Origin of the sequence: Serratia marcescens (genome assembly GCF_006715005.1) — a bacterium.
In the GTDB taxonomy this organism is placed as follows: Bacteria; Pseudomonadota; Gammaproteobacteria; order Enterobacterales; family Enterobacteriaceae; genus Serratia; species Serratia montpellierensis.
The window spans coordinates 47,433-63,678 of the sequence record NZ_VFMJ01000001.1 but is presented as its reverse complement, the minus strand read 5'-3'; the positions used below and the strand labels follow the sequence as shown (position 1 = coordinate 63,678).

The window sequence follows — 16,246 nt, the reverse complement described above, 5'->3', positions numbered from 1 at the left end:
TGCGCCGCACAGAGAAAAGGGAACCTCTCCCCTCTGATATGCAAGAAAGTCATTATGTGGGGCGCTTTGCCCCATCGCCTTCCGGGGATCTGCATTTCGGTTCGCTGATTGCCGCTCTGGGAAGCTACCTTCAGGCTCGCGCCCAACGCGGGCAGTGGCTGGTTCGCATCGAAGATATCGACCCGCCGCGTGAAGTTCCCGGCGCCGCCGCTCGCATCCTGTCCGCGCTGGAACATTATGGTCTCCACTGGGACGGCCAGGTCATCTATCAATCCCAACGTCACGATGCCTATCGCGCCGCGCTGGATCTGTTGCAGCGCCAGGGGCTCAGCTATTACTGCACCTGCACCCGCAGCCGCATCCAGCACATCGGCGGATTGTACGACGGCCACTGTCGTGACTTACAGCTCGGCCCGCAGGGCGCCGCCATCCGCTTGCGCCAGACCGCGCCCGTTTACGGGTTCCACGACCGCCTGCAGGGAGAACTGCACGCCGATCCGGCGCTCGCGGGGGAAGACTTCATCATTCGCCGTCGCGACGGGCTGTTCGCTTACAACCTGGCGGTGGTGATCGACGACCATTTTCAGGGCGTGACCGAGATTGTGCGCGGCGCCGATTTGATCGAACCGACAGTGCGCCAAATCGCCCTCTATCGCCAGCTGCAGGCGCCGGTACCCACTTATGTGCATCTGCCGCTGGCCCTGGGCGCCAACGGCATCAAGCTGTCGAAGCAAAACCATGCGCCGGCATTGCCCGCAGGCGATCCGCGCCCGGTACTGATCGCCGCGCTGAAATTTCTGCGCCAACCGCTGCCGGAAAGCTGGCAAGATCTTGACCTGCCATTATTATTGAGCTGGGCGGTCGCACATTGGCGGTTGGAAAACGTGCCGCGTCAGGAGGCTATCCCTCTGGATGAAAACACGCCGGCATTCTCAAAGGAGCCATGGTGAGCTATGATTAGCCGCTATTTTTTGTTAGCTCCATTTTTATCAGTCACTATCGAGGTGTACCATTTTTACCCGAGTAGCCAACTTCTGTCGTAAGGTACTGACCCGCGATGACAAGCTGCCCCGCGACGACGCGGCGGCCGGCGATAAAAACGTAGTCCGCGAAGAGCGTGCCGCGGCGCCAAGCCGCCCTGCGCCGCAGCCGCGCGCCGCCGATAACGGCAGCAACGCCCCTGCCCGCCGCTCAACGCCGCGCAAGCGTCCGCCTTTTCCTATCGCCGAGAGCAACGACTCGATGACCGTGATCCCGCGCGAACAGCACTCGATCTCCCGTAAAGACATCAGCGAAAATGCGCTGAAAGTGCTTTATCGCCTGAACAAGTCCGGCTACGAAGCCTATCTGGTCGGCGGCGGCGTGCGCGATCTGTTGCTCGGCAAAAAGCCGAAAGACTTCGACATCACCACCAACGCCACGCCGGAGCAAGTGCGTAAGCTGTTCCGCAACTGCCGCCTGGTCGGCCGCCGTTTCCGCTTGGCGCACGTGATGTTCGGGCCGGAGATCATCGAAGTGGCCACCTTCCGTGGCCACCACGAACAGAATCAGGAATCCGACAAAAACTCGTCACAGCAGGCGCAAAACGGCATGCTGCTGCGCGACAACATCTTCGGCTCGATCGAGGAAGACGCCCAGCGCCGTGATTTCACCATCAACAGCCTGTACTACGGCGTGGCGGACTTCACCCTGCGCGATTACGTCGGCGGGCTGAACGATCTGAAACAAGGCGTGATCCGCCTGATTGGCGATCCGGAAACCCGCTACCGCGAAGATCCGGTGCGTATGCTGCGCGCGGTGCGCTTCGCCGCCAAGCTGGATATGCGCATCAGCGAAGAGACCGCCGAGCCGATCCCGCGCCTGGCCTCGCTGCTGCACGAGATCCCGCCGGCGCGCCTGTTCGAAGAATCCCTCAAGCTGCTGCAGGCGGGTTACGGTTTCCAGACCTACCTGAAGCTGTGCGAATACCAGCTGTTCCAACCGTTGTTCCCGCTGATCGCCCGCAACTTCACGCCGAACCACGATACGCCGATGGAGCGCATTCTGGCGCAGGTGCTGAAGAACACCGATCACCGTCTGCAGAACGACATGCGCGTCAACCCGGCCTTCCTGTTTGCCGCCATGCTGTGGTACCCGCTGCTGGAGCATGCGCAGAAGCTGGCGCAGGAAAGCGGTCTGGCCTACTACGACGCCTTCGCGCTGGCGATGAACGACGTACTCGACGAACAGTGCCGCTCGCTGGCCATCCCGAAACGCATCACCACGCTGGTGCGCGATATCTGGCAGCTGCAGCTGCGCCTGTCCCGCCGCCAGGGCAAACGTGCGCACAAACTGATGGAGCACCCGAAATTCCGCGCCGCTTATGATCTGCTGGCGCTGCGTGCGGAAGTGGAAGACAATCAGGAAATGCTGCGTCTGGCCGAGTGGTGGGGCGAGTTTCAGGACGCCACGCCGGCGCGGCAGAAAGCCATGCTGAGCACCCTGGGGGACGATCCGGCGCCGCGCCGCGCGCGTCAACGCCGTCCTCGCCGCCGGGCACCGCGTAAAGAAGGGGCATAATGATCCGCGTTTATATCGCGCTGGGCAGCAACCTGGCGCAGCCGCTGCAACAGGTTAAAGCCGCACTGGAGGCGCTGGAGCATCTCCCGCGCACCCGGCTGGTCACCTGTTCTTCGTTTTACCGCACCAAGCCGCTGGGGCCGCAAAACCAGCCGGACTTCCTCAACGCGGTGGTGGCGCTGGATACCCTGTTGCCGCCCGAACAGCTGCTCGACCATACCCAGGCGATAGAACGCAATCAGGGACGCGTGCGCAAGGATGAACGCTGGGGGCCGCGCACGCTCGATCTGGACATCATGCTGTACGGCGACAAGGTGATCCATACCGAGCGCCTGACGGTACCGCATTACGGCCTGAAAGAGCGCGAATTCATGCTCTACCCGCTGGCGGAAATCGCCCCCGATCTGATTTTCCCCGATGGCGAACCGCTCGCCAGCTGCCTCAAGCGCGTGCCGGAAAACGGCATGGCGCTGTGGCATCAGCCAAAACCCAAGTCCTGACCCTCCTACAGCGCCAACCGCGCAACAAATCCGCCTGCCGGGCGATTGGCGAAACCGATCTGTAGACCATGCAAGCCGGCAATACGCTGCACAATCGATAAGCCCAACCCGCTGCCGGTTTGTTCCTGTCCCGGCGGGCGATAGAAACGTTCTCCGAGCCGCGCCAGATGCTCCGTGGTCACCCCCGGACCGTCGTCCTCCACCGTCAGCGAACGTTCGCTCAGCGTTACGGTGACGACACCGCCCTGCGGGGTATAGCGCACCGCGTTGTCCAGCAAATTGCGCAATAGCAGCGACAGCAGCAAGGTTTCCCCCTGACGCGGCGGTGGCGTTCCCCGATGTTCATAGCGCAGCGTCACGCCCGCCGCATGGGCCTGCCGATCCTGCTCCGCCAGGGTCATCGTCACCAGATCGTTCCAGTCGATCGGCGCCAGCTCGGCCAGATCTGACAGCGAATCCAGCCGCGACAGCGTCAGCAGCTGATCCACCAGCCGGGTCGCACGATCGATGCCGAGCGTCAGATTGTCCAGCGCGTGCTCGCGCATCGGCGCATCCTCCCCCGCCAGCTGCACCACTTCGGTCTGCACCCGCAGCGCCGCCAACGGGCTGCGCAGCTCATGTGCGGCATCGGAGGTGAAGCGTCTCTCCCGTACCAGTAAAGCGTTGATGCGGGCGAACAGCGCATTGAGCGCATCCACCAGCGGGCGCACCTCGGTCGGCACCTGGCGCGCATCCAACGGCGTCGCATCATCGGGTGCGCGCCGGCGCAAACCGGCGGCCACCGTGCGCAGCGGCCGCAGTTCGCGCCCCACCATCAGCGCGATCAGCAGCATCAGCACCGGCAGCGTCGCCAGCCAGGGCACCAGTTGGCCCGTCACCATGCCCAGCGCCATATCGCGCCGGTAATCCCACTCCTGGCCGACCACGATGCGGTAGCGCCCGTCCGGGCTGGTCAGCCACACCAGGCGCCAGCTGTCGTCATCGCCTTTGCGCTCACCGTCGGTAAAACCTTCACGTTCCCCGTCAAACAGAAAGTCGGCGCCGTTCTCCCCGTCGTTGAGCAGCATCTTGCCCTGGCGATCGAAGATGGCGAACGCCAGCGCGTCGTCGTCCTGCTCGCCGCGCTTGCCGTGGTGCACCAGCTTCTTGGTTTTCGGCAGGCTGCGCGCGCTTTCATCGGCCAGCAGATCGCCGAGGTTGGCGGTCGCCAGCCGTTTGGCGAACAGCATCTGCTGGGTGTCGAACACTTCGTTGATGGTGTTGCGCGACATCACCCAGGCCACCACGCTGGCGGTGCTCCAGGTCAGCAGCGCCAGCAGGCTGAAGATCAGGATCAGGCGCAGCCGCAGGCTGAGACGCTTCACGGCGCATCCCCCAGCGTGTAACCCACGCCGTGGATGGTACGGATGAAGCCGTTGCCCAGCTTGCGCCGCAGGTGGTGAATATGTACCTCCACCGCGTTGCTGCTCACCTCGTCATCCCAGTTGTACAGCTTCTCCTGAATTAACGGCCGCGCCAGCACCCGCCCCTTGTTGTGCAGAAACAGCTCCAGTACCGCCAATTCGCGCGGCGTCAGCGTCACCGGCTCGCCGTTGCAGCTCACGCTGCGGGTGGCGCTGTCGAACACCACGTTGCCGTGCGTCAGCTGCGGCATCAGTTGGCCGTGGCGACGGCGGATCAGCGCCTGCAGGCGCGCCGCCACTTCGGCCAGCGCGAACGGCTTGCACAGATAATCGTCGGCACCGCTTTGCAGCCCGCTGACCCGCTGCTCCAGCGCGTCGCGGGCGGTGAGGATCAGGACCGGCACGTCCTGCCCGGCCTGGCGCCACTGGCGCAGCAGATCCAGGCCGTCGAGGCCCGGCAGGCTGAGATCGAGGATCACCGCGTCGTACGGCGCACTGTCCAGCGCATTTTTGCCGACGGCGCCGTCGGTGAACCAGTCCAGATTGAAGCCGAGTTTGGTCAGCCCGGCCTTGATGCCGTCCCCGATCAGTTTGTCATCTTCGATCAGCAAAATTCGCATGAGTATCCCTTTTCAGTCATGGCACCATTGCACCACAAGGTTCTTAAGAACCGCTTAAGCATGGCGATCCGCGCTACCCACCCCGATCGGGTTACAGTAGAATGGCTGCACTTTTTTGCAGCCTGGGCCTGCGTAAGCCGCACGGCCCGTTTCAGGAGACGTTGTGATGAAACCCACCACCGTGACCCATTTGCGCCAGTGGAAACAGGAGCAGCGCAAGTTTGCTACCCTTACCGCCTACGATGCCAGCTTTGCCAAACTGTTTGAAGAGCAAGGCATCAAAGTCCTGTTGGTGGGCGATTCGCTGGGCATGACGCTGCAGGGCCACGACTCCACGCTGCCGGTCACCGTCGCCGACGTGGCCTACCACACGCGCGCCGTGCGCCGCGGCGCGCCGGCCTGCCTGCTGCTGGCCGATCTGCCGTTCATGAGTTACGCCACCCCGGAACAGACCTTCGCCAACGCCGCCGAGCTGATGCGCGCCGGCGCCAACATGGTGAAACTGGAAGGTGGCAGCTGGCTGTGCGACACGGTGAAAATGCTCGCCGAGCGCGCCGTGCCGGTGTGCGGCCACCTGGGCCTGACGCCGCAGTCGGTCAACGTGTTCGGTGGCTATAAGGTGCAAGGGCGCGACGAATTGGCCGCCAAACAGCTGCTGCAGGACGCGCAGAATCTGGAACTGGCCGGCATTCAGCTGCTGGTGCTGGAATGCGTGCCGACCGAGCTGGCGCGCCAGATCACCGAAGCGTTGTCCATTCCGGTCATCGGCATCGGTGCCGGCAACGGCACCGACGGCCAGATCCTGGTGATGCACGACGCCTTCGGCATCACCGGCGGCCACACGCCGAAGTTCGCCAAGAACTTCCTGGCGCAGAGCGGCGATATCCGCACGGCGGTGCAGCACTACATTCAGGAAGTGGAGCAAGGCCTCTACCCGGCGGCTGAACACTCTTTTAACTAAGCGATGGTTCCAGGAGTCACCCAATGATTATTATCGAAACCCTGCCGATGCTGCGTCAGCAGATCCGCCGCTGGCGCCAGGAAGGCAAACGCATCGCGCTGGTGCCGACCATGGGCAACCTGCACGACGGCCACATGACGCTGGTCGATGAAGCGCGCGCCCGCGCCGACGTGGTGGTGGTGAGCATCTTCGTCAACCCGATGCAGTTCGATCGGCCGGACGATCTGGCGCGCTACCCGCGCACGCTGCAGGAAGACAGCGAGAAGCTGACCCGCCGCGGCGTCGATCTGGTGTTCGCCCCGGCCCCGGCCGCGGTCTATCCGCAGGGGCTGGAGCAGCAGACCTACGTCGACGTGCCCGGCATCTCCAGCATCCTGGAAGGCGCAAGCCGGCCGGGCCACTTCCGCGGCGTTTCCACCATCGTCAGCAAGCTGTTCAACCTGGTGCAGCCTGATTTAGCCTGCTTCGGCGAGAAGGATTACCAACAGCTGGCGCTGATCCGCAAAATGGTGGCGGACATGGGTTACGACATCGATATCATCGGCGTGCCGACCGTGCGCGCCAAAGACGGCCTGGCCCTCAGTTCGCGCAATGGCTACCTGACCGCCGAAGAGCGCAAGATCGCGCCGCAGCTGAGCAAGATCATGAACGCGCTGGCGCAGCAGTTGGCCAATGGCGAACGCCATGTTGAAACGCTGCTGGAGCAGACCGCCGAGCAGCTGCGCGCCGCCGGCTTTACGCCGGATGAGCTGTTTATTCGCGACGCCGACAGCCTGCAGCCGCTGACGGTAGATAGCCAGCGGGCGGTGGTGCTGATGGCCGCCTGGCTGGGCAAGGCGCGTCTTATCGACAACCAGCAGGTCGACCTGACGCTGTAAGCCGTTTTTTATACTATCGTCACCCTGAACCCAGGCCATTGGTAGACAATGGCGGGGCAATCGGTGACGATAGAGATTGCAGGGATGCAGGAGAGATATTCAACCCCAGCGCCTGTGAAGGCCGATATTCAGTTAGGTAAAGCTATGATACGTACTATGCTGCAAGGCAAGCTGCATCGCGTCAAAGTCACTCAGGCTGACTTGCACTATGAAGGGTCCTGCGCCATCGACCAGGATTTCCTGGAGGCCGCCGGCATTCTGGAATATGAAGCGATCGATATTTACAACGTGGATAACGGCCAGCGCTTCTCCACCTACGCCATCGCCGCCGAGCGCGGTTCGCGCATCATTTCGGTCAACGGCGCCGCCGCGCGCTGCGCCTGCGTGGGCGACAAACTGATCATCTGCTCCTATGTGCAAATGACCGACGCCGACGCCCGCCAGCACCACCCGAAAGTCGCCTATTTCGAAGGTGACAACAACCTGCAGCGCAAGGCGAAAGCCGTGCCGGTTCAGGTCGCCTGACACTAAAACGGGCGCCTTGCGCGCCCGTTCTTCCTTACTGCACCACCACCGTGCCCGGCTTGTTGGCTATCCGATCCGCCATGGTTTGGATCGAGTCGGTGCGCAGAATATACAGCCGCTTCAGCGTATAGGGGTTATCCCCCGGCTTCACCTTGCCCTGCACCGTGGTCACCGCCAGATGGAAACCGGCGTCCTGCGCCGCCTGAATCGCCCGCTGGTTGTAGCCGCCGAACGGGTAGGACAGATACAACACGTGCGGGTTGAACTGCGACAGCGCGCGGCGCGAGCGCTCAAAATCGAACTCAATGTTGTGCAGCGAACGGCTCAGCAAAATCGGCTGGCGATTGCCGTCGGTGCGGTGCAGGAAGTGGGTGTGCGACTGCACGTCGAACACGTCCTGAATCTGCTTCAGCTCCGAGACGCTCATAAACTGCAGCGAGTCCGGGTTCCATTTCTGCGGATGGCGCTTGATGCGCGAAGAGATGATGAACGCCGTCGCGCGGAAACCGTAATCCTTCAGCACCGGATAAGCGTAGCGATAAACCGACTTCAGCCCGTCGTCGAAGGTCAGCACGATCGCCTTGCCCGGCAGGTTGATCTGGTTCTTCAGGTAGGCTTCCAGCTGATACAGCGAAATGGTGTCGTAACCCGCCTGCTTCAGGTAGGTCATCTGGTTGCTGAACGCCACGTCTGAGGTGGTGGTCGAGGTGTGGCGGAAGCGTTTATTCTCTTCGTTTTTCAGCAGGTGGTGGTAAGTCAGCACCGGGATGCCGTTATCGATCTCACAGTCCAACTCATTGACGAACCCCAGCCGATCGCCGATGTTGACCTCGTACCAGGTGTTGTTCAGCCGGTCCTTCAGCTTGCCGATGATCGGATAGCGCAGGTTGCCTTCCAGCGTGCCGAAGACCTCGCTGTCCTTGTCCGCCGCGGTGTAAACGTCGATCGCTTTTTGAGTGATCAGATTCTGGTTGGTCAGCGGTTTGTTCAACTCGCCCAAATCGTCTTGCACCTTGCGCGACTTCTTCAGCTCACGCACGTCGTCTTTATCGATAAAGCCGGTGCCGTGCCCGAATTTGAATTCATAGTATTCTGCATCCGCCGGGAACACCTGAATCAGCTGCCCGCGCTTCACTTCCCCTACCGGGATCACATGCTCGCCCACCAACGCATAGACTTCGCTGTCGCGCTGCGCTTCCATGTATTCAGATTTAACCGCGCTGTCTTCCGACAGCAGATTCGCCAGGCTCACAGGGGAAACCAACGACATCAGAATGCCGAGTAACCCAGCCGTTAACGTGTATTGAAGCCGCATGATGATGTTCTGCTTACGAGTGCGTAATAACAAAAGTGAAGGAAATGTGGAGCGCCAGCATAGCACGATTTGAACAGCGGGGAACTAGCGGTTATCTGAGCAATTCTATTGATTTACGCGCCGTCTGCGCCAAATCAAGAAAAGCGCCCCCGCCGGGAAAGCGAGGGCGCGATACGATCAGCTGCGCAGGCCGCGGCCGCGCTCGATCAGATACCAGGACAGCAGGTAGAACACCGCGATAAACGCCACCAGCACCGCCATGGTGAACGCCAGCGGCACATCGTTGATGCCGAGGAAACCGTAACGGAAGCCGCTGATCATATAGACGATCGGATTCAGCTTGGACACCGCCTGCCAGAATGGCGGCAGCAGCGACAGCGAGTAGAACACCCCGCCCAGGTAGGTCAGCGGCGTCAGCACAAAGGTCGGGATCAGGCTGATGTCGTCGAAGGTGGTGGCGAACACCGCATTGATCAGCCCCGCCAGCGAGAACAGGATCGCCGTCAGCAATAGCGTCAGCGCAATCACCCACCAGGCGTGCACCTGCAACGGTACGAAGAACAGCGAGATGATGGTCACCAGCACGCCGACGCAGATGCCGCGCGCCACGCCGCCGCCGACATAGCCGGCGATCACCACGTGGGTCGGCACCGGTGCCACCAGCAGTTCTTCAATGTTACGCTGAAACTTGGCGCTGAAGAACGACGAAGCGACGTTGGCGTAAGAGTTGGTGATCACCGCCATCATGATCAGGCCGGGCACGATGAACTGCATGTAGCTGAAGCCGTGCATATCGCCGATGCGCGAGCCGATCAGGTTGCCGAAGATGATGAAGTACAGCGTCATGGTGATCACCGGCGGCACCAGGGTCTGGATCCAGATGCGCGCGAAGCGGTTCACCTCTTTGGCCCAGATGCTCTGTAAGGCCACCCAATACAAACGCGTCATGCTTTTTCTCCATTGCCGTTAACCAGGGTGACAAACAGCTCTTCCAGGCGGTTCGCCTTGTTGCGCATGCTCAGCACCTGCACGCCCTGCGCGCTCAGCTGGGCAAACAGGCCGTTCAACCCCTGTTCGCGCATCACCTCCACTTCCAGCGTCGAGGTATCCGTCAGGCGGCTGTGATAACCGTCCAGCTTCGGCAGCGGGCTTTTCGCCGCCAGATCGAGGATAAAGGTTTCCGACTTCAGCTTGGCCAGCAGCCCCTTCATCGAGGTGTTTTCCACCAGTTCCCCGTTCTGGATGATACCGATGTTGCGGCACAGCATCTCCGCCTCTTCCAGATAGTGGGTGGTGAGGATGATGGTGGTGCCCTGGGCATTCAGCTCTTTCAGGAAGCCCCACATCGAGCGACGCAGCTCGATATCCACCCCGGCGGTCGGTTCATCGAGGATCAGCAGCTTCGGTTGGTGCATCAACGCGCGGGCGATCATCAGACGGCGCTTCATGCCGCCGGACAGCATGCGGGCGCGCTCGTTGCGCTTGCCCCACAGATCCAGCTGATTGAGGTATTTCTCGGCGCGCGCCATCGCTTCGCGGCGCGTGACGCCGTAGTAACCCGCCTGGTTCACCACGATCTGCAACACGGTCTCGAACGGGTTGAAGTTGAACTCCTGCGGCACCAGGCCGAGCTGGCGCTTGGCGTTGACGATGTCTTTATCGATGTCGTAACCGAACACCCGCACGCTGCCGGCGGTTTTGTTCACCAGCGAGCTGATGATGCCGATAGTGGTGGATTTTCCGGCGCCGTTTGGCCCCAACAGGGCATAAAAATCCCCTGCCTCGACGCTCAGGTCGATGCCGCGCAGCGCCTTGACGCCACCGGCGTAAGTCTTGGTCAGCTGCGCTAATTCCAGTGCATAATTCATATGTAAAATAGTACCTTATGACGATGAGTATGCCGCCGCGCCCCCTGTTTGCGAGGCTTGAAAAAATAACAATAATCCTAGCATCGACGGCGTTTTCACTGCGTCGAATCCGTGCGGAAAATGAGGGTGCACCACTGTTCCGATTTCCAAATTGTGACGCTTACCCTATATTACCCCAACGCAATCTGTTCGTTACGAGCCAATAACCTCCATGAAAGAAATCGAAGCGCTTATCGCCAACAACCATGCCTGGTCGGCCAATATCAGTCAGGAAGACCCGGAATTTTTTGAACGTTTAGCCCAGGCGCAAAAGCCCCGTTTCTTATGGATTGGTTGCTCTGACAGCCGCGTTCCCGCCGAACGCCTGACCGGCCTCGAGCCGGGCGAACTGTTCGTCCATCGCAACGTGGCGAACCTCGTTATCCATACCGATCTTAACTGCCTGTCGGTGGTGCAGTATGCGGTAGATGTGCTGGAAGTCGAACACATCATCATCTGCGGCCACCTGGGCTGCGGCGGCGTGCAGGCGGCGGTGGAAAACCCGGAGCTGGGATTGATCGACAACTGGCTGCTGCACATTCGCGACCTGTGGTACAAGCACAGCTCGCTGCTGGGCGAGGTGCCGCCGGAACAGCGTTTCGACATGCTGTGCGAGATCAACGTCATTGAGCAGGTGTACAACCTGGGCCACTCCACCATCATGCAGTCCGCCTGGAAGCGCGGCCAGAAGGTGATGATCCACGGTTGGGTGTACGGCATTCAGGACGGCCGTCTGCGCGATATGGAAGTGCTGGCGACCAGCCGCGAGAGCCTGGAGATGGGCTACCGCAAAGCGATAGCCAAACTGAAGCAGGATAAAGGCGTATAATCCCGCCGCGGGCGCGGCTTGCCGCGCCCCACATCGATTACTCGTCCAGCAGCACCACTTTGCCGACGTACGGCAGGTGACGGTAGCGCTGAGCGTAGTCGATGCCATACCCCACCACGAACTCATCCGGGATCGAGAAACCGACATATTCGACCGGCACCTGCACTTCACGGCGCTCAGGTTTGTCCAGCAAGGTGCAAATCGCCAGCGATTTCGGCCCGCGCAGCGCCAAAATCTCGCGCACTTTGTTCAGCGTGTTGCCGGAATCGATGATGTCTTCCACGATCAGCACGTCTTTGCCGCGAATGTCTTCGTCCAGATCCTTGAGGATCTTCACGTCGCGGGTGGTGGACATGCCGCTGCCGTAGCTGGAGGCGGTCATAAAGTCGACTTCGTGCGGCACGTCGATCGCGCGGCAGAGATCGGCCATGAACATAAAGGAGCCGCGCAGCAGCCCGACCAGCACCATGTCACTGCCGCTTTCGCGGTAATGTTCGGTGATCTGACGGCCAAGTTCGGCGATACGGGTCTTAACTTCCTGCTCGGAAATCATTACGTCTACAGTGTGTTTCATAGTATTCAGGTCAGTTGCCGGAAGAAAGGCGCAGAGTTTAGCATAGCCTTTCGCCGGTGGCGACGCGAGCGCGCCACCGCTTGAGCACCGGGCCGCCATCAATCGGCGACGGTGAACCCCATCATCATGCCGGTATCTTCATGTTCCAACAGGTGGCAGTGGGCCATGTACGCATGTTCGCTGCTGGCCGGATGGTCAAAACGCACCAGCACTTCACTGCGCCACCCTTCGACGCGCACCGTGTCCTTCCAGCCACTGCGATGCGCCGCCGGCGGTTTGCCGTTTTCCGACAGGATGCGGAACTGGGTGCCGTGAATGTGGAACGGGTGCAACATCATGTCGCCCTCGCCGGAAATGGTCCATTTCTCATACTGGCCCCGTTTGGCGGCGAACATCGGCTTGGTCATATCGAAGGCCTTGCCGTTGATCATGTTGCCGTGGCTGAAATCGAACGGTTTGGCTTTGCCCTGCGCGCCGCCGTGATCCATCCCGGCCATCTTGCCATGATCCATGCCCTTCATGTTGCCATGGTCCATGCCCTGCATGCCGCCCTTCTCCATGCCTTTCATGTTGCCGTGGTCCATGCCTTTCATGTCCCCACCGCCCGTCGCGCCATGATTCATGCTCATGCCGGCCATCGCCTGGTGACCATAGCGATCCATCAGCGCCTGCATGCCGAGCATATCCAGCTGCGGATCCATCATCAGCTGCAGCCAACGCTCCTGGATGCCGGTGGTGGCAGGCAATGTCGGCAGCTTCACCAGGCTGTCCGGCATGGTTTTGATGCCCTGCGCCAACGATGGCTGAATGCACAACACCGGCAGCGGCCGATCGAACGGCGCCAGCGTCATGCCCATCTGTTTCACCGGCAGCGTCACGATATCGAACGCTTTCCCGTCGGAGGCATCAACCAGCACTTCAAAGCGTTCGCCCATCAGCATCGGCAGCTCGGTCAGCTTCACCGGCTCCGCCAGGAAACCGCCGTCGCTGGCGATAACATACAGCGGACGGTTGTCACTGGCCGCCAGATTCAACGAGCGGGCGTTGCAACCGTTGAGGAAACGCAGGCGCAGCCAGCCGCGCGGCGCCAGATGTTGCGGATACTGCGCGCCGTTGGTGAACATGCGATCGCCAAACCAGCCCACCGCCGCGCTCATCACGTCCAGGCGGTATTCGATCTGCGCGTCTTTGCCCAGCCGCTTATCCTGCAGGATCACCGGAATATCATCCTGCCCCCAGGTTTTCGGCAGCGGCAGTTTGGCGCTCTCGTCGTCTTCCAGCAGCACCAGCCCCGCCAGCCCCATCATCACCTGGCTGCCGGTTTTACCGTGCGTATGCGGGTGGAACCAGCAGGTGGCCGCCGGTTGATCGACAGTGAAATTCACCGTGCGCGTCACGCCGGGATGAATCAATGCCTGCGGGCCGCCATCGACGTCGCCGGGAATTTCCAGGCCGTGCCAGTGGACGGTGCTGGCCTCCGCCAGGCTGTTTTTGATATCGACCGTCACCGGCTGGCCACGCTGCAGCTTCACCGCCGGCCCGAGCAGCGCGCCGTTGAATCCCCAGGTTTTGGTAGCGGCACCGGGTAACCAGCGGGTTTCCCCCGCCTGCAGCGCCAGCGCAATCTTTCCCTGCGCGTCCGGCATCAACAGCGGCGGTACCGGCAGGGCCGGCCGATCGGCCGCCCAGGCGGCCCGGCTCCATAACGGCAATGCGCTCGCGGCGCCCAGCGCAGCAGTTAATTTAATAAAATCACGGCGTAACATCGCTGACCCCCTTTTCTCAGTGACATAACTCAATGCCGCCAGCCTAAACCTTCCCCCTGGCGGAAGGTCAAGCCTTTCCTGGCGGTATTTTAAGCTATGCCTCACAATCAAGAGAGCGCCATCGACGAACGCGATGCCGCGCCCAGCGGCAATAAAATTTGGTGCCTTTACAGGCAAGTGTGTTAACGTCTGCAGACGACAAACAGGCCTATTTCATGATGAAAAAAACAACGTTATCGATGCTGCTGCTGGCGATGCTGGGCTTCTCCAACGCCAGTCTGGCGCTGAATGAATCCGAGGCGGAAGATCTGGCCGATCTGACGGCGGTATTTATTTATTTGAAAAATGATTGCGGCTACAACGATTTGCCAAATGCGCAAATCAAACGCGCCATCGTCTATTTCGCGCAACAAAACCGCTGGGATTTGAGCAACTACAACAGCTTTAACATGAAGGCGCTGGGCGAAGACAGCTATCGCGATCTCAGCGGCATCGCCATTCCAACGCCTAAAAAGTGCAAATCGCTGGCGCGCGATTCCTTGAGCCTGCTGGCCTACGCCAATTAATTTCGTCCCCTTCTCCCGCCCGTCTAACGCTCTCTCTGTCTGAAATTCAACCGTGCATCACCAGGCAGAGTTAGCTATGATGTTGCGCCGATTTTTCATGGCTGTTATTACGGAGTTTCCCGCACATGACCCAGAAAGAAATTTGGTACGAAACGCTGCATACGGGCTTCGGCCAGTACTTCTCGGTAGAGCAGGTGCTGTACCGCGAGCAGACCGATCATCAGGATCTGGTGATCTTCGAAAACCCGGTGCTGGGGCGCGTGATGGCGCTCGACGGCGTGGTGCAAACCACCGAGCGTGACGAGTTCATCTATCACGAAATGCTGACCCACGTGCCGCTGCTGGCGCATGGCCAGGCGAAGAAAGTGCTGATCATCGGCGGCGGCGACGGCGGCATGCTGCGCGAAGTCAGCCGGCATCCTGGCGTGGAGCAGATCACCATGGTCGAGATCGACGCCGGTGTCGTCGAGTTCTGCCGCCAATACCTGCCCAACCACAGCGCCGGCGCCTATGACGATCCGCGCTTCAAGTTGGTGATCGACGACGGCGTCAACTTCGTGAACCAAACCGACGAAACCTTCGATGTGATCATCTCAGACTGCACCGATCCGATCGGCCCCGGCGAAAGCCTGTTCACCTCGGCGTTTTATGAAGGCTGCGCCCGCTGCCTGAATGACGGCGGCATTTTCGTCGCGCAAAACGGCGTCTGCTTCCTGCAACAGGACGAGGCGGTCAACAGCCACACTAAACTGAGTCGCTATTTTAACGACGTCAGCTTCTACCAGGCAGCGATCCCGACCTATTACGGCGGCATCATGACCTTTGCCTGGGCAAGCCAGAACCCGGCGCTGCGCCAGCGCGATCTGCCTACTCTGCAACAGCGCTTTAACCAAAGCGGCCTACACTGCCGTTATTACAACCCGGCAATTCACGTCGGCAGTTTTGCCCTGCCGCAGTATTTGCTCAATGCCCTGAACGTAACACGTTAAGCGAGAAGATAAAGGAGGTGGCCCAAATTGCATAAGCTAAAACTGCACGGCTTCAACAACCTGACCAAGAGCCTGAGTTTTTGTATTTACGATATTTGTTACGCCAAGACCGCAGACGATCGCGACGGCTATATCGCCTACATTGACGAACAATATAATGCCAACCGGCTGACCGAGATCCTGAGCGAGACCTGCTCAATCATCGGCGCCAATATTCTGAACATAGCACGTCAGGACTACGAGCCGCAGGGCGCCAGCGTCACCATCCTGGTCAGCGAAGAGCCGATCGATCCAAAAGACGTCGATACGTCGGAACACCCAGGCCCGCTGCCGAACACGGTCGTTGCGCACCTGGACAAGAGCCACATCTGCGTACACACCTACCCGGAAAGCCATCCGGAAGGTGGGCTGTGCACCTTTCGCGCCGATATCGAAGTCTCGACCTGCGGCGTCATTTCGCCCCTCAAGGCGCTGAACTATTTAATTCACCAGCTGGAATCCGACATCGTCACCATGGACTATCGCGTGCGCGGTTTTACCCGCGACGTGAACGGCGTGAAACATTACATCGATCATGAGATCAATTCGATCCAGAACTTTATGTCAGAAGACATCAAAGCGCTGTACCACATGATGGACGTGAACGTTTACCAGGAAAATATCTTCCATACCAAGATGTTGCTGAAAGATTTCGATCTGAAGCACTACCTGTTCAACGCGGAGCCGGAAGCGTTGAGCGCCGCCGAGCGCAAGCGGATCACCGATCTGTTATGGAAAGAGATGCAGGAAATCTATTACGGCCGCAATATCCCGCATCTGTAATGGAAAGGGCGCGGCACGCCGCGCCCTGATGC

The 16,246-nt window shown here is 60.4% G+C and carries 17 protein-coding genes; 10 read left to right on the top strand and 7 right to left on the bottom strand.

Going from position 1 to position 16,246, the window contains the following annotated elements; all coding sequences use genetic code 11:
• Positions 1–38 precede the first annotated feature (38 nt).
• From gluQRS to folK, 3 genes are all read left to right on the top strand, one after another.
• The gene (gluQRS, locus tag FHU12_RS00315) at positions 39–950 is read left to right on the top strand and encodes a tRNA glutamyl-Q(34) synthetase GluQRS (RefSeq protein WP_049234331.1); all 912 of its coding nucleotides are present in this window, start codon (positions 39–41) and stop codon (positions 948–950) included.
• 61 nt (positions 951–1,011) lie between these two features.
• Positions 1,012–2,559 (top strand): polynucleotide adenylyltransferase PcnB, encoded by a 1,548-nt coding sequence (gene pcnB, locus FHU12_RS00310; RefSeq protein ID WP_071826146.1) that lies wholly within the window; start codon positions 1,012–1,014, stop codon positions 2,557–2,559.
• Positions 2,559–3,059, top strand: coding sequence for a 2-amino-4-hydroxy-6-hydroxymethyldihydropteridine diphosphokinase (gene folK / locus FHU12_RS00305; RefSeq protein ID WP_019456064.1), 501 nt, complete (start codon positions 2,559–2,561; stop codon positions 3,057–3,059). Before pcnB ends, folK begins: the two co-directional genes overlap by 1 nt.
• 5 nt (positions 3,060–3,064) lie before the next feature.
• Here the strand turns inward: folK and qseC are convergent, their stop codons facing one another.
• Entirely contained in the window at positions 3,065–4,423 is a 1,359-nt protein-coding gene (qseC, locus tag FHU12_RS00300) for a quorum sensing histidine kinase QseC (protein WP_060448069.1), read from the bottom strand.
• Positions 4,420–5,082, bottom strand: coding sequence for a quorum sensing response regulator transcription factor QseB (qseB, locus tag FHU12_RS00295; RefSeq protein ID WP_004937550.1), 663 nt, complete (start codon positions 5,080–5,082; stop codon positions 4,420–4,422). The genes qseC and qseB overlap by 4 nt, the downstream gene beginning before the upstream one ends.
• 166 nt (positions 5,083–5,248) lie before the next feature.
• Here qseB and panB point away from each other — a divergent pair, with 166 nt between their 5' ends.
• The 3 genes from panB to panD all read left to right on the top strand — a co-directional run bounded on the left by panB (position 5,249) and on the right by panD (position 7,446).
• Entirely contained in the window at positions 5,249–6,043 is a 795-nt protein-coding gene (gene panB / locus FHU12_RS00290) for a 3-methyl-2-oxobutanoate hydroxymethyltransferase (protein ID WP_004937548.1), read from the top strand.
• A gap of 23 nt (positions 6,044–6,066) precedes the next feature.
• Positions 6,067–6,921 carry a pantoate--beta-alanine ligase gene (gene panC, locus FHU12_RS00285; RefSeq protein ID WP_141966690.1) on the top strand — a complete coding sequence of 285 codons (855 nt, stop codon included), beginning with the start codon at positions 6,067–6,069 and terminating at the stop codon, positions 6,919–6,921.
• Positions 6,922–7,065: 144 nt separating this feature from the next.
• A complete protein-coding gene (gene panD / locus FHU12_RS00280; RefSeq protein ID WP_004937544.1) occupies positions 7,066–7,446 on the top strand; it encodes an aspartate 1-decarboxylase in 381 nt (126 codons plus the stop codon).
• Positions 7,447–7,480: 34 nt separating this feature from the next.
• Here panD and FHU12_RS00275 read toward each other — a convergent pair whose 3' ends face one another.
• The 3 genes from FHU12_RS00275 to FHU12_RS00265 form a co-directional block, all read right to left on the bottom strand.
• Entirely contained in the window at positions 7,481–8,761 is a 1,281-nt protein-coding gene (locus FHU12_RS00275) for a polysaccharide deacetylase family protein (RefSeq protein ID WP_141966689.1), read from the bottom strand.
• A gap of 177 nt (positions 8,762–8,938) precedes the next feature.
• The gene (locus FHU12_RS00270) at positions 8,939–9,709 is read right to left on the bottom strand and encodes an ABC transporter permease (RefSeq protein WP_004937535.1); all 771 of its coding nucleotides are present in this window, start codon (positions 9,707–9,709) and stop codon (positions 8,939–8,941) included.
• Complete coding sequence (locus FHU12_RS00265; protein ID WP_015379030.1) at positions 9,706–10,629, bottom strand: ABC transporter ATP-binding protein; 924 nt, start codon at positions 10,627–10,629, stop codon at positions 9,706–9,708. Before FHU12_RS00265 ends, FHU12_RS00270 begins: the two co-directional genes overlap by 4 nt.
• A gap of 211 nt (positions 10,630–10,840) precedes the next feature.
• Here FHU12_RS00265 and can point away from each other — a divergent pair, with 211 nt between their 5' ends.
• Positions 10,841–11,497 (top strand): carbonate dehydratase, encoded by a 657-nt coding sequence (can, locus tag FHU12_RS00260; RefSeq protein ID WP_141966687.1) that lies wholly within the window; start codon positions 10,841–10,843, stop codon positions 11,495–11,497.
• 37 nt (positions 11,498–11,534) lie between these two features.
• On the opposite strand, the gene hpt is transcribed toward can, so the two are convergent.
• Together hpt and cueO are read right to left on the bottom strand one after the other, a co-directional pair.
• On the bottom strand, positions 11,535–12,071 hold the full coding sequence (gene hpt / locus FHU12_RS00255; protein WP_141966685.1) for a hypoxanthine phosphoribosyltransferase: 537 nt from the start codon (positions 12,069–12,071) through the stop codon (positions 11,535–11,537).
• A 98-nt stretch (positions 12,072–12,169) separates the two neighbouring features.
• Positions 12,170–13,837: a multicopper oxidase CueO gene (gene cueO / locus FHU12_RS00250; RefSeq protein ID WP_141966683.1), complete on the bottom strand. Its 1,668-nt coding sequence runs from the start codon at positions 13,835–13,837 to the stop codon at positions 12,170–12,172.
• A 218-nt stretch (positions 13,838–14,055) separates the two neighbouring features.
• Here cueO and FHU12_RS00245 point away from each other — a divergent pair, with 218 nt between their 5' ends.
• The 3 genes from FHU12_RS00245 to speD all read left to right on the top strand — a co-directional run bounded on the left by FHU12_RS00245 (position 14,056) and on the right by speD (position 16,214).
• On the top strand, positions 14,056–14,403 hold the full coding sequence (locus FHU12_RS00245; protein WP_004937515.1) for a YacC family pilotin-like protein: 348 nt from the start codon (positions 14,056–14,058) through the stop codon (positions 14,401–14,403).
• Positions 14,404–14,528: 125 nt separating this feature from the next.
• A complete protein-coding gene (gene speE / locus FHU12_RS00240; protein ID WP_141966681.1) occupies positions 14,529–15,392 on the top strand; it encodes a polyamine aminopropyltransferase in 864 nt (287 codons plus the stop codon).
• A 27-nt stretch (positions 15,393–15,419) separates the two neighbouring features.
• Complete coding sequence (gene speD, locus FHU12_RS00235) at positions 15,420–16,214, top strand: adenosylmethionine decarboxylase (RefSeq protein ID WP_141966679.1); 795 nt, start codon at positions 15,420–15,422, stop codon at positions 16,212–16,214.
• Positions 16,215–16,246 lie beyond the last annotated feature (32 nt).

Bases quoted from the DNA above. Each gene is read 5' to 3' on its own strand.
- folK (WP_019456064.1), top strand. From the start codon at position 2,559: ATGATCCGCGTTTATATCGCGCTGGGCAGCAACCTGGCGCAGCCGCTG.
- qseB (WP_004937550.1), bottom strand. From the start codon at position 5,082: ATGCGAATTTTGCTGATCGAAGATGACAAACTGATCGGGGACGGCATC.
- panC (WP_141966690.1), top strand. From the start codon at position 6,067: ATGATTATTATCGAAACCCTGCCGATGCTGCGTCAGCAGATCCGCCGC.
- FHU12_RS00270 (WP_004937535.1), bottom strand. From the start codon at position 9,709: ATGACGCGTTTGTATTGGGTGGCCTTACAGAGCATCTGGGCCAAAGAG.
- FHU12_RS00245 (WP_004937515.1), top strand. From the start codon at position 14,056: ATGAAAAAAACAACGTTATCGATGCTGCTGCTGGCGATGCTGGGCTTC.
- can (WP_141966687.1), top strand. From the start codon at position 10,841: ATGAAAGAAATCGAAGCGCTTATCGCCAACAACCATGCCTGGTCGGCC.
- FHU12_RS00265 (WP_015379030.1), bottom strand. From the start codon at position 10,629: ATGAATTATGCACTGGAATTAGCGCAGCTGACCAAGACTTACGCCGGT.
- gluQRS (WP_049234331.1), top strand. From the start codon at position 39: ATGCAAGAAAGTCATTATGTGGGGCGCTTTGCCCCATCGCCTTCCGGG.
- panB (WP_004937548.1), top strand. From the start codon at position 5,249: ATGAAACCCACCACCGTGACCCATTTGCGCCAGTGGAAACAGGAGCAG.
- panD (WP_004937544.1), top strand. From the start codon at position 7,066: ATGATACGTACTATGCTGCAAGGCAAGCTGCATCGCGTCAAAGTCACT.
- speE (WP_141966681.1), top strand. From the start codon at position 14,529: ATGACCCAGAAAGAAATTTGGTACGAAACGCTGCATACGGGCTTCGGC.
- hpt (WP_141966685.1), bottom strand. From the start codon at position 12,071: ATGAAACACACTGTAGACGTAATGATTTCCGAGCAGGAAGTTAAGACC.
- FHU12_RS00275 (WP_141966689.1), bottom strand. From the start codon at position 8,761: ATGCGGCTTCAATACACGTTAACGGCTGGGTTACTCGGCATTCTGATG.
- cueO (WP_141966683.1), bottom strand. From the start codon at position 13,837: ATGTTACGCCGTGATTTTATTAAATTAACTGCTGCGCTGGGCGCCGCG.